Below are 12,530 nucleotides of genomic sequence, written 5' to 3' on the forward strand. Positions count from 1 at the left end.
ATAGTGGAGTTACGGATCGGCTAATCCGAAAAATGGAGTCAAATGTTGGTGGGAGGGAAATATGCTATGTCATTCACGACAGCCGAGTACCAGGATAGAATGCGGAAGACGAAAGAGCGGATGGATGCACAGGGAATTGAAGTTCTGCTGATTACAGATCCGGCTAATATGAATTATCTGACTGGATATGATGGATGGTCTTTCTATGTGCATCAACTGCTGATAGTGATTATTGATGAAGATCAGCCAATCTGGATCGGCCGGGGAATGGATGCGAATTGCGCGAAAATCACGACATGGCTCTATCACGATAACATCATTTCATACCCCGACGCGTTTGTTCAGTCTGACACCGACCACCCGATGGATTTTGTCGCCGATATTCTGATGCAGATTGGGCAGGCAAAGAGATCGGTCGGCGTGGAAATGGACACTTATTACTTTACTGCTAAATGCTATGAACGATTAACAAACGGTCTGCCGAATGCGACTTTCCGTGATGCTACACTTCTTGTAAATTGGGTGCGGCTCATCAAATCGGATCAGGAGATCGCATATATGAAAAAAGCGGCCCTGATAGTGGAAAGAGCCATGCAGGAAGGGATAAATGGGATTCAGGCCGGTATCCGCGAGTGTGATATTGCAGCGAAAGTACTTCATACCCAAGTGATCGGAACCGAAGAGTTCGGGGGAGACTACCCGTCCATCATGCCGCTGATTCCGGCAGGTCCGAAAACGTCAACGCCCCATCTTACATGGAGTGATGACCGGTTCAGGGAAGGGGACGCTGTCATTATGGAGTTGACCGGCTGTTATAAGCGGTATCATTCACCCCTTGCAAGAACCGTCAGCATCGGGCAGCCGTCGCGGGAATTGAAGGCGCTTTCAGAGATTGTACAGGAAGGAATCGCGGCCTGTCTCAGCGGCATCCGGCCGGGCATTGCGTGTGGTGAAGTCGAGGAAATCTGGAAAAAAACAGTGGCGAAAAGCGGCATTGTCAAAGAATCCAGGTTGGGTTATCCGGTCGGACTAAGTTATCCGCCGGACTGGGGCGAACATACGGCCAGTCTCCGGCGGGGTGATAAGACAATCCTTAAACCGAATATGGCGTTTCACCTCATTCCGGGCATTTGGAATGATGACTATGGGTTTGAAGTAAGCGAGACTTTCCGGGTCACGGAAACCGGTTGTGAAACACTTGCCAATTTCCCGAGGGCACTCGCCATAAAAGATAATGTGTCTGCCGATAACATAAAAGCGCTATAGAAAACAGGATGGATGCAATTTAAAAAAGGAGCGATCATATGACGATCAATGAAATTCAGCAGGGGACTAAAGCGGTCTGGAGCGGTGAAGAAGAATATTTGGTCCATGGTGCAACGCAAGTGCCGGTCGTACTGAGCGTCGCATACGGTTATCATGATATGGACGAATGGTATGACGTGGCAATCGGTAAGAAAAAAGGGCATATCTACGGTCGGAATACCAATCCCACTGTCCATGCGTTTGAAGATAAACTCAAAATTCTTGAAGGAGCAGAAGCGGCAACCAGTTTCTCGACGGGGATGGCAGCAATCAGCAATACATTGGCCACATTCCTTGTGCCGGGCGACCGGATTGTCTCCATTAAAGACACATATGGCGGAACGAATAAGATTTTTACAGAATTCCTTCCCCGGCAGCAAGTAAACGTTACGTTATGCGAAACAGGCAATCACGAGGAGATCGAAGCGGAAGTCAAAAAAGGCTGTAAAATCCTGTACTTGGAAACACCGACAAATCCAACGGTGAAAATCACGGACATCGCCCGGATGGCGAAAGCCGGACAAGCGGCGGGTGCACTGGTGATTGTGGATAACACCTTCGGCACACCGATCAACCAAAATCCGATTGCACTCGGAGCGGATCTGGTCATCCACAGTGCAACGAAGTTTTTAGGTGGTCATGCTGACGCGCTGGGCGGAGTAGTCTGCGGAAGCAGTGAATTGGTGGAACAAATTTATCATTACCGGGAAATCAATGGCGCCACGATGGATCCGATGGCAGCGTATCTCATTCTGCGGGGCATGAAAACACTGCATTTGCGTGTGCGCCAGCAATGTACGAACGCTAAGGCGCTCGCCGAATATCTTGAAACGAAAGAAATTGTGGAAGGGGTTTATTATCCTGGCCTGCCGACACATCCGAATCATGACATCGCAAAATCCCAGATGAAAGATTTTGGCGGGATGCTCAGCTTTGCGGTAAAAGGCGGTGTCGAAACAGTGCGGGAACTCCTGCCGAAGCTGAAACTCGCACACCGGGCGGCGAATCTCGGAGCGGTGGAGACAACAGTCGGGCCTGCCCGGACAACAAGTCACGTTGAATGCACACCGGAAGAACGGGCAGCGATGGGGATTCCGGAAGGGCTTATCCGGGTATCCTGCGGTATTGAGGAAATTGAGGATATTCTGGCTGATTTCGAACAAGCCTTTGAACAGACGCAAGCAACTTTGAAAGTATAAGGTGATTAAAATGGCTGGATTGAGAGCGGGGTGAGCGGGAATGCCGGTAAATGCTTCTTTTGCTGATGCGGCGGAAAATCTGCGGGACAGCCTTATTGCCTGGCGCCGCAAACTGCACCGGCACCCGGAATTGAGTTTCCAGGAAGTCGAAACAGCCCGGTTCATTACAGAGGAACTGAAGAAGATAAATGGGATGCATGTGCAACAGGGCATCGGGACGGCAACGAGTGTAATCGGGACACTGAGTGCCGGAGAAGGCCCGGTCATCGCACTCCGGGCTGATATTGATGCCCTGCCGATCATGGAGACCTCCGAAGTCGAGTACCGTTCCATGAAGGAAGGTGTCATGCATGCGTGCGGCCATGATGCCCATACAGCCATATTGCTTGGTGCGGCTGTTATGCTGGCCGAGGAATTCAGGCATGGCATGATTGCCGGCACAGTAAAATTCGTTTTCCAGCCAGCGGAAGAATGGGCGGATGCCGAGGGGTTGTCGGGCGCGCCTTATCTGATACAGGCCGGTGCATATGAAAAAGTCGAAGCGGCGATTGCGCTTCATATGTGTCCGTGGCAACCGGTCGGAGCAGTGCAGATGAATGATGGATACAGCATGGCCAGTGTGGATGTGTTTGAAGCGAAGTTATATGGAAGCGGCGGGCATGGCGCCTATCCGGAACTTGGCACTGATCCTGTCTGGATGCTGGGCCCCGTTCTTCAGGCCGTACATGGTATTGTAGCCCGAAGAATATCCGCCATGGAACCGGCAGTCATCAGTATCGGACAAATTCACGCAGGCACAGCGAGCAATATTATTCCTGCTGAAGTATCGATTGAAGGTACGATCCGCTGTTATTCAGCGGACACAAGAACGCTGATCGCATCCGAATTGAAGAAAGCGTTTTCAATAGTAGAAACTCTGGGTGGAACATATTCACTGGTCATTCATAACGGGGAACCGGCGCTGAATAACGATCCGTTCGTTAACCGATTGATCAGCGCGGCTATTCATGAACAATATCCGGCTTTTACGATTGTGGAATCCCCCTTTGGTATGGGCGGAGAAGATTTCGGTTATGTAACCGAACAATTACCCGGTGCCATGTTTTTTCTTGGCTGTGCACCGGCTGAGGGGAACCGGCGGAATCTCCATACATCCGCATTTGATATTGATGAAGCGTGTCTGCCGGCAGGTGCTGCAATTCTCGCGAAGGCTGCGGTGAAGTTTCTGACAGGCGCGGACGTTTCAGGGAGAGGTGACGAGGATGACGCATAAACTGGCGTTTATTGGTTTTGGAACAGTCGGTCAGGGGCTGGCTGAAATTTTACGGGATAAACGGGAAGCGCTGCAGCGGGATGAGAATTTTGAACCGGCGATTGTGGCGATTTCAGATTTGATGAAAGGCGCCATTTATCATCCGGACGGACTGGATATCGACGAGGTGCTGCGGACATTGCAGGAGTCGGGCAATCTGGAGGATTACCCGGCAGCGCCTGGGCTCGTGACCGGCTGGGACAGTATGAAAACGATCCGGGATACCAATGCGGATACGATTGTTGAAGTATCCTATACCGATGTTAAAACAGGCCAGCCGGCCATCGACCACTGCAGGGCGGCATTCGCCAGCGGGAAAAACGTCGTTATGACCAATAAGGGGCCGGTCGCACTTGCATACCGGGAACTTGCGGAGCTGGCGAAAACCCACGACGTGCAATGGGGCTTTGAAGGGACCGTCATGAGTGGCACGCCGGCACTGCGAATGCCGGCTGATTCTCTTGCAGGTAATGAAATTCATGAAATTCGAGGCATTCTGAACGGGACAACGAATTACATTCTCACCAAGATGGAAACAGACGGCATGACATACGAAGAAGCGCTGAGTGAAGCGCAGGCTCTCGGATTTGCAGAAGCAGACCCGACAAGTGATGTGGAAGGTCATGATGCCAAGTATAAAATTGTGATTCTTGCCAATCACGTGATGAAACAACCGATTAGCGTAAACGAAGTAATATGTGAGGGAATTTCAGCACTCACTGCAAAAGATATTGAAGAAGCGGTGTCAGAAGGGAAACGGTGGAAACTGATCGCAAAAGCTGTTCAAAAGGACGGCAACGTCACTGCCTCGGTAGGACCTGAGAAAGTAGCGCTCTCCGACCCCCTGGCATCTGTCAGCGGTGTGACGAACGCGATTGTGTACGGGTGCGATTTGCTGGGTCCGGTCACGCTCAGTGGCGCAGGCGCCGGAAAAACAGAGACTGGATTTTCCCTCCTGATCGATTTAATAGCCATCAACCGAATGAAGCGGTTGACAAAAATCCAATGAGGAAAAGGCGGTAATATTATGGCGACTCATCTCACAGGACAACGGATGTTTTTGGCTGGTAAATGGGTCAGCGGGGAGCGGACGATTGATGTATACGATCCACAGGATAACAGTGTGGTCGATACTGTGCCCGCTGCTACGGCTGATGACATGCTGCGGTGCATCGAAGCTGCAAAAACAGGGGCTGAAACTGCTGCCGCCATGCCGGTGCATGAACGCATGTCGATTTTGACTAAAGCGGCTGCATACATTGAAGAGCACGCGGATAGATATGCTCAGACAATTTCAAGAGAAGGGAGCAAAACGATCCGGGAAGCCCGAAAGGAAGTAATGCGCTGCGTTCAGACTATCCGGATAAGCGCTGAAGAAACACGGCGAATTCATGGTGAAACCATCCCGTTTGACCAGACGCCCGGCGGCGAGAACCGGGTCGGTTATTATTACCGCTTTCCGATCGGGATCATTGGAGCAATTACTCCGTTCAACGATCCGCTGAACCTTGTCGCGCATAAAGTCGGTCCGGCAATTGCATCCGGCAACGCCATTATTGTAAAACCGGCGACCGTCACGCCGCTGAGTGCTCTCCTCTTGGCAGAAGCGTTTGTCCAGGCGGGACTGCCGCCGAAAGTGCTGTCTGTCGTCACGGGTCATGGAAGTGAGATTGGTGACGTGCTTGTCACGCATCCGGCAATCCGGATGATTTCATTCACGGGAGGAGTGGAAGTGGGAGAAGAACTGACGAAAAAAGCAGGGCTGAAGAAAATCAGCATGGAACTTGGCTCAAACTCGCCATTGATTGTATTGGCGGATGCGGACTTGGACGATGCTGTGGCATCAGCGGTGTCCGGAGCGTTCGGAGCGGCCGGTCAGAATTGTCTCAGTGTACAGCGTATTTATGTTGAGGAGCCGGTCAGTTATGCGTTCAAAACAAAATTCGTTGAACAGACCGTGCAGCTGCAAGTCGGAGACAAACAATCTGAACTCACGGATATGGGTCCACTTATCACGGAAAAAGAAGCGAAACGGGTCGAACGGCTGGTGGATGATGCGCTTGAACAGGGGGCGACGCTTCTGACTGGCGGCACACGGAACGGTGCATTTTATTCGCCGACTGTCCTGGCGGATGTACCGGAGGAATGCGCGATCGCAGTAAATGAAATTTTCGGTCCTGTCGTTCTGTTATATACTGTTCCGGATCTGAATGAGGCGATCGAGCAATCCAATAAAGTCGACTATGGCTTACAGGCTGGCATTTTCACAAAAAGCATCGACAAAGCACACAAGGCGATCGCAAAAATGCAAGTCGGCGGCATTATGATCAACGACAGCGGTGATTATCGGATTGATGCCATGCCGTTCGGCGGTGTGAAAAAATCCGGTTTGGGCCGGGAAGGTGTTGCATTTGCCATCGAGGAAATGACCGAACCGAAAGTGGTGTGTTTTAAACTGGCCACTGATTAAATATCGCAGCTCCATGAAAGCATGCGGCCTGGAATTCCAGGCCGCATGCTTTTTTTATGTTAAATCAATGAAATATTCTAAAAATAGCTTGCATTTAAAACCGTTTCTGCTTATGATAATTAACATAACTAAAAAGTGTTAGGAAAACTAACATAAAGAAGGAGGAGCTTATGAAAAAGGTGGAAGCAATTATCCGGCCGGAAAGTTTTCAGGAATTGCGGGATGAACTGGCGCTGATCGGTATTGACGGACTGACCGTTACAGAAGCAGCCGGAATCGGAAATCAGCGGGGCAAACAGGGGGTGTTCAGAGGAACATCGTTCGAAGTGCTGCTTGTGCCAAAGTTGAAAATTGAAATGGTCGTCAAAAATGAACGGCTGGATGAAATTGTGGATGTCATTATTCGAATCTGTGATACCGGACATGTCGGTGACGGCAAAATATTCGTTTCTTCGGTCGAAGAAGTAATTCGCATCAGAACAGGTGAACGTGGAACAGAAGCGATTTTATAAAAAAGAGAGGAAGATGACTGAATGCTGAAGAAGATTGCGTTAATTAATCTGTTACTGGCAACAATTGGGTCACCGGCGTATGCGGCAGCTCCGACAGTTGAATCTCTGGAGTTATCGGTAAACCTTGTATGGGTTATGCTGGCTGCTTTTCTGGTGTTTTTCATGCATGCGGGATTTGCGATGGTGGAAACCGGCTTCACCCGTTCCAAAAACGCCCTGAATATTTTGATGAAGAATTTTTTGACCGTCAGTATTGCCGCGATTCTGTTTTTCGCTGTCGGCTTCGGATTGATGTTCGGTGACACAATCAGCGGATTGATCGGAAGTACAGCGTTCATGCTGAACGGATATGGAGATATTGCATTTTTCGTTTTCCAGGCTATGTTTGCTGCCACGTGCGCTACGATCATTTCCGGCGCTGTTGCAGAGCGGATGAAATTATCGAGTTATTTGCTGCTGACTGTCGCGATGACAGCTGTAATTTATCCGCTCGTCGGTCACTGGATCTGGAACGGTGGCTGGCTGGCTGAATTGGGCTTTACAGATTTCGCAGGTTCAACAGTCGTCCATTTGACTGGCGCGGTCGGTGCGATCGTTGCCGTGCTGTTCCTGGGACCGCGGATTGGAAAATATAGCGGAAAAAAAGTGAATGTGATTCCGGCACATAACATTCCGATGGGCGCACTCGGCGTCTTTATCCTGTGGCTTGGCTGGTTCGGCTTCAACGGGGGAAGCACATTGGCGGCGGATCCGTCACTCGTGCCGAGTGTCATTGCAACTACACTTCTTTCAACGTCAGCGGCGCTTATTGCGGCAGCTCTCTATACACAATTCCGGTTTGGCAAGATTGACCCTTCCATCTCATTGAACGGTGTGCTCGGCGGGCTCGTCGGAATCACGGCTGGCTGCGCAGAAATTTCGCTTGGCGGGTCCATCATTGTCGGACTGGTCTCCGGCGTTGTCCTTGTGGAAGGAATCCGGTTCCTTGAAACGAAGGCGAAAGTCGATGATCCGGTCGGTGCGATTGCGGTCCACGGCATCTGCGGAATTTGGGGTACACTGGCAGTCGGGTTGTTCTCAACTTCCACCGGTCTTTTCTACACAGGGAGCTTTGCGCAATTAGGCGTACAGGCAATCGGTATTGTGGCGGTGATCGTCTGGGTTTCGGCTGCTGCTGGTCTGTTCATTTTCGCGCTTTCACGCTTCTCATCAATCCGTGTATCAGAGGAAGAGGAACTTGCAGGTCTTGATTTTGCGGAACACGGGTCCAACGCTTATGAATTGAAAGAAACGTTGCTGTCAGGAGGCGCTGCAGCCCGTATGGGTGAAGGTGATGTCACCACGGGGCTGGCGTTCAGACTGAACAGCTTAAACGGAACACCTAAAAAAAGAAAAATGACTTGATCTACATCAGAAACCTAAAAAGGATCCGTTCAGGCGGATTCTTTTTAGGTTTTATTTACATTCCGGCATGTTAAGGAAAGAGTCAAAATGCAAAAGTTTTTAAAATTCATTGAATACTGAATATCATTGCTCTATAATTTGGAGAACAGAAATAGGGAGGTGCCACCATGGAAAAAGATTTACGGATTAACAGCAAGGTGTTCAGTGAAGGACCCATGAAAGCGCCAAACCGGGCGATGCTGCGGGCGGTTGGGCTTAATGACGAGGATTTTAAAAAACCGATGATCGGTATTGCGAGCACATGGAGCGAAGTTACGCCATGCAATATACATATCCACGATTTGGCTGTCAGTGCCAAAAAAGGCGCACGGGAAGCAGGCGGTGTGCCTTTCATTTTTAATACAATTACTGTCTCTGACGGTATTTCAATGGGCACGGAAGGGATGCGGTATTCGCTGCCGAGCCGGGATGTCATTGCAGACTCGATTGAAACTGTGGTGGGGGCTGAAAGCCTGGATGGTCTTGTGGCGATCGGCGGCTGTGACAAGAATATTCCGGGATGTCTGATTGCAATCGCCAATTCAGAAGTGCCGGCTGTCTTCGTGTATGGGGGAACTATTTCACCAGGCGTCCACGATGGCCAGAACATTGATATTGTTTCCGTTTTTGAAGGAGTGGGCCGTCACAATAATGGTGACATTCCAACTGAGGAATTGCGCCAGATCGAATGCCGTGCCTGTCCGGGTGCGGGTTCATGCGGCGGCATGTACACAGCGAACACAATGGCATCCGCAGCTGAAGCGATGGGCATGAGCCTGCCGGGCAGTTCATCCAATCCCGCAGAAGCGGAAGTGAAACTGAAGGACTGCGCAGCTGCAGGGGCAGCGGTCTATGGATTGCTGGAAAAAGGGATTTATCCGAAAGACATCATGACAAAAGAAGCGTTCGAAAACGCCATCACGGTTGTCATGGCACTTGGCGGATCAACTAATGCGATTCTCCACCTGCTATCGATCGCGCACGCAGTCGAGGTTGATCTGACGATTGATGACTTCAACCGAATGCAGGAAAAAGTGCCGCATATCGCCGATTTGAAACCGAGCGGAAAGTATGTAATGGAAGATTTGCACCGGGTTGGCGGTGTGCAGGCTGTTATGAAATTGCTGCTGAAAGAAGGCTATCTCCACGGGAACTGCATGACGGTTACCGGGAAAACCGTTGCAGAAAACTTGCAGGATGCACCTGACCTCACGGAAGGTCAGCAAGTCATCATGCCGATTGATAATCCGAAACGGAAAGACGGGCCATTGATTGTGCTGAAAGGCAATTTATCGCCTGCCGGTGCAGTTGCGAAAGTGTCCGGTGTCAAAGTAAAACGACATACAGGACCGGCGCGGGTATTCAATACGGAAAAAGAAGCGACTGCAGCCGTCATGGCCAATGAAATTAATGACGGAGATGTGCTCGTCATCCGTTATGTGGGACCGAAAGGCGGTCCGGGTATGCCGGAAATGTTGTCGATTTCAGCCATTTTGGTCGGTAAAGGAAAAGGTGAATCCGTCGCTCTCTTAACAGACGGCCGTTTTTCAGGAGGAACCCACGGGCTGGTGGTCGGACATATTGCGCCGGAAGCGCAGGCCGGCGGTCCGATTGCGCTGGTGCAGGAAGGCGATCAAGTGACCATTGACTCCGATAAACGGGAGATCTCCATGGACGTTTCAGATGCAGAACTCGAAGAACGCCGAAAAAACTGGACAGCTCCGCCGCTTTACCGAAAAGGTGTGCTTGGGAAATATGCACATAATGTTTCGTGTTCATCCAAAGGAGCGGTAACTGATTTCCTGGACCGATGACGATAAGGGACAGCAGGCTGGAGGGAAATGCAAAATGAATTACTTGGAAGAACTGAAAGGTATACTGGGTCCGGAACAGGTGTCCGTGAATGAAGCCGTACTGGATCGTCACAGTAGAGATGAATCCTACCATGAGCCGGTAAAGCCGGATGCTGTCGTTTTTCCGCTGAATGCAGAAGAAGTAAGACGGGTGATGAAAGTCGCCTCGAAGCATGGGATTCCTATCGTTCCGTTTGGACTTGGCACGAGTCTTGAAGGTCATGTTATTCCCTACAGCGGTGGCATATCCGTCGATTTTTCACTGATGAATCAAGTGATTGAAGTATTGCCGGAAGATTTTCTGGTCAAAGTGCAGCCCGGTGTTACGCGCTCTCAGTTAAATCAGGAATTAAAGAAGCACGGCTTGTTTTTTTCCGTGGACCCTGGAGCGGATGCTACGCTTGGCGGAATGGCCGCAACCAATGCGAGCGGTACGACATCCGTCCGGTACGGTGTCATGCGCGACCAGGTCCGGGATCTGGAAGTGGTGCTGGCGGATGGCAGCATCATCCATACCGGAAGCCTGGCTGTAAAATCTTCATCCGGTTATAACTTGAATGGCCTGTTCGTCGGTTCGGAAGGCACATTGGGCTGTTTTACGGAATTGACGCTGCAGGTGTACGGCATTCCCGAAATGATTGTTGCGGCACGCGCGTCGTTCGAAACAATCAACCAGGCGGTGGACGCTGTTGTCAGCATTTTATCAGCCGGCATTCAAATTGCGCGGATTGAACTTGTGGACGGGCAGTCGGTTGCACATGTCAATGCATACAGTGAAACCGATTATTCGGAAACGCCTACTTTATTTTTAGAATTCCATGGAAATGAAGCAGGTCTTGATCAAGACATAGAATTCGCTAAAGAGATTCTGACTGACCATGAATGCCAGGAGTTCAAGTTTGAAAAAGACGTCCGTGCCCGGAATTTATTGTGGGATGCCCGGCACAACTTGGCTTATGCGGTCATGCGGGCCAGTCCTGGTAAAAAAATGATGGTTACAGACGTATGTCTTCCGATTTCACAACTTGCCAATGGCATAAAATCTGCGCAGGAAGGGATGCATGAACTCGGGTTTGAAGGAGGCATTGTCGGCCATGTGGGCGATGGAAATTACCATGCCATCCTCATGATCGACGTGGATGACCCGGATGAAGTGGCCCGGGCTGAGAAGTTTAATGAACGGATTGTGGCCTTTGCCCTGAGCCGGGGCGGATCGTGCACCGGTGAACACGGTGTGGGTGTAGGGAAGATCAAATACCAACAGCAGGAACACGGTGACTCACTGCATGTGATGAAAGCGCTGAAAAAGGCATTGGATCCGCAAAATTTACTGAATCCTGGTAAATTGCTACAGGCAGCAGAGAGAAAATAAGGGGGGAAAGATTATGAAGAAAAAGATGGGGTTCGTTTCAGTAATGCTGACCGGTGCAGTAGCGCTGACAGGCTGCAGTGAAGAAGAAGCGAGTGGCGGTGCAGAAGGCGGCGAGGAAATTTATACGCTCCAAGCCGGGCACTCTCTTCCGGTTGACCACCCTTATCAGATTGCATTTGAAGAAATGGCTGCCGATATCGAAGAACGGACGGACGGACAGGTAATCATCGAAGTTTTTGCAAACAGTGAAATCGGTGCGGAACGTGAATTGGTCGAGGGACTTACCTTGGGGACTGTCGATATGGCGGTTTCGTCCACTGCGCCAATCACTAACTTTGTTCCTGAATTGGAAGTGCTGGATGTCCCGTTTATTTTCCAGAGCCGCGATGCGGCTGTTGAAGTGCTGCAAGGCGAGATTGGTGATGACCTGGCGGCGCAGATGGAAGAGCAGGGAATCATCTTATTATCGTGGGGAGAAAATGGTTACCGCCATGTAACGAATGCGATCCGGCCAGTCGAAACGCCAGCAGATCTGGAAGGACTGAAGATACGGACACAGGAAAATGAAATTCATCTTGCTGCATTTGAAGCGCTCGGTGCTCAGCCTACGCCGATGGCTTGGACAGAAGCGCTCACCGCCCTTCAACAAGGCGTTGTAGATGCCCAGGAAAATCCGGCGATTGTGGCAGATCAATTCAATTTATACGAAGCGAACCAGGAATTCATGACCTTGACAGGTCATGTCTATTCAGTTGCCGCTTTCCTTTTAAGTGCTCAAACATACGAAGAACTGCCGGAAGATTTGCGCGAAATCGTTATTGAAGAGGGGCAGGAAGCGGGGGCGCGACAGCGGGAACTTATCATCGAGATGGAAGCTGAATCGCTGCAGAATTTGAAAGACCAAGGTGTGCAGATCATTGAAGAAGTAGACTTGGCACCCTTCCAGGAAGCTGTTCAGCCGGTTTACGAGCAGATCGAGCATGAGGAACTGCTGAACCGGATTATTGAAGTCCAATAAGAATGGACAAGCTAAATCTAAAAAAGAGAGAAGTTGCTTCTCTCTT

The 12,530-nt window shown here is 50.4% G+C and carries 10 protein-coding genes; all 10 read left to right on the top strand.

The window, feature by feature from the left end:
- Positions 1-66: 66 nt before the first annotated feature.
- Positions 67-1,266, top strand: a complete 1,200-nt coding sequence (locus tag B0X71_RS04260; RefSeq protein ID WP_077588286.1) for a M24 family metallopeptidase — start codon at positions 67-69, stop codon at positions 1,264-1,266.
- Positions 1,267-1,304: 38 nt separating this feature from the next.
- Positions 1,305-2,504, top strand: coding sequence for a cystathionine gamma-synthase family protein (locus tag B0X71_RS04265; protein ID WP_077588287.1), 1,200 nt, complete (start codon positions 1,305-1,307; stop codon positions 2,502-2,504).
- Positions 2,505-2,544: 40 nt separating this feature from the next.
- Positions 2,545-3,777 (top strand): M20 metallopeptidase family protein, encoded by a 1,233-nt coding sequence (locus tag B0X71_RS04270; protein WP_077588288.1) that lies wholly within the window; start codon positions 2,545-2,547, stop codon positions 3,775-3,777.
- A complete protein-coding gene (locus B0X71_RS04275) occupies positions 3,767-4,825 on the top strand; it encodes a homoserine dehydrogenase (protein WP_077588289.1) in 1,059 nt (352 codons plus the stop codon). The genes B0X71_RS04270 and B0X71_RS04275 overlap by 11 nt, the downstream gene beginning before the upstream one ends.
- Before the next feature lie 18 nt (positions 4,826-4,843).
- Positions 4,844-6,286, top strand: a complete 1,443-nt coding sequence (locus B0X71_RS04280) for an aldehyde dehydrogenase family protein (RefSeq protein WP_077588290.1) — start codon at positions 4,844-4,846, stop codon at positions 6,284-6,286.
- A 170-nt stretch (positions 6,287-6,456) separates the two neighbouring features.
- Complete coding sequence (locus tag B0X71_RS04285) at positions 6,457-6,798, top strand: P-II family nitrogen regulator (protein WP_077588291.1); 342 nt, start codon at positions 6,457-6,459, stop codon at positions 6,796-6,798.
- Positions 6,799-6,819: 21 nt separating this feature from the next.
- A complete protein-coding gene (locus B0X71_RS04290) occupies positions 6,820-8,202 on the top strand; it encodes an ammonium transporter (RefSeq protein ID WP_077588292.1) in 1,383 nt (460 codons plus the stop codon).
- 167 nt (positions 8,203-8,369) lie between these two features.
- The gene (gene ilvD, locus B0X71_RS04295; protein ID WP_077588293.1) at positions 8,370-10,055 is read left to right on the top strand and encodes a dihydroxy-acid dehydratase; all 1,686 of its coding nucleotides are present in this window, start codon (positions 8,370-8,372) and stop codon (positions 10,053-10,055) included.
- Between the two features lie 34 nt (positions 10,056-10,089).
- Positions 10,090-11,466, top strand: a complete 1,377-nt coding sequence (locus B0X71_RS04300; protein WP_077588294.1) for an FAD-binding oxidoreductase — start codon at positions 10,090-10,092, stop codon at positions 11,464-11,466.
- 13 nt (positions 11,467-11,479) lie between these two features.
- Positions 11,480-12,484 (top strand): TRAP transporter substrate-binding protein, encoded by a 1,005-nt coding sequence (locus B0X71_RS04305; RefSeq protein WP_077588295.1) that lies wholly within the window; start codon positions 11,480-11,482, stop codon positions 12,482-12,484.
- Positions 12,485-12,530 lie beyond the last annotated feature (46 nt).

The sequence above is a fragment of the Planococcus lenghuensis genome (assembly GCF_001999905.1).
Lineage (GTDB): Bacteria > Bacillota > Bacilli > Bacillales_A > Planococcaceae > Indiicoccus > Indiicoccus lenghuensis.

What these genes read in the sequence shown, in the direction of transcription:
- B0X71_RS04260 (WP_077588286.1), top strand. Translation starts at nt 67, where the DNA reads ATGTCATTCACGACAGCCGAGTACCAGGATAGAATGCGGAAGACGAAA.
- B0X71_RS04265 (WP_077588287.1), top strand. Translation starts at nt 1,305, where the DNA reads ATGACGATCAATGAAATTCAGCAGGGGACTAAAGCGGTCTGGAGCGGT.
- B0X71_RS04270 (WP_077588288.1), top strand. Translation starts at nt 2,545, where the DNA reads ATGCCGGTAAATGCTTCTTTTGCTGATGCGGCGGAAAATCTGCGGGAC.
- B0X71_RS04275 (WP_077588289.1), top strand. Translation starts at nt 3,767, where the DNA reads ATGACGCATAAACTGGCGTTTATTGGTTTTGGAACAGTCGGTCAGGGG.
- B0X71_RS04280 (WP_077588290.1), top strand. Translation starts at nt 4,844, where the DNA reads ATGGCGACTCATCTCACAGGACAACGGATGTTTTTGGCTGGTAAATGG.
- B0X71_RS04285 (WP_077588291.1), top strand. Translation starts at nt 6,457, where the DNA reads ATGAAAAAGGTGGAAGCAATTATCCGGCCGGAAAGTTTTCAGGAATTG.
- B0X71_RS04290 (WP_077588292.1), top strand. Translation starts at nt 6,820, where the DNA reads ATGCTGAAGAAGATTGCGTTAATTAATCTGTTACTGGCAACAATTGGG.
- ilvD (WP_077588293.1), top strand. Translation starts at nt 8,370, where the DNA reads ATGGAAAAAGATTTACGGATTAACAGCAAGGTGTTCAGTGAAGGACCC.
- B0X71_RS04300 (WP_077588294.1), top strand. Translation starts at nt 10,090, where the DNA reads ATGAATTACTTGGAAGAACTGAAAGGTATACTGGGTCCGGAACAGGTG.
- B0X71_RS04305 (WP_077588295.1), top strand. Translation starts at nt 11,480, where the DNA reads ATGAAGAAAAAGATGGGGTTCGTTTCAGTAATGCTGACCGGTGCAGTA.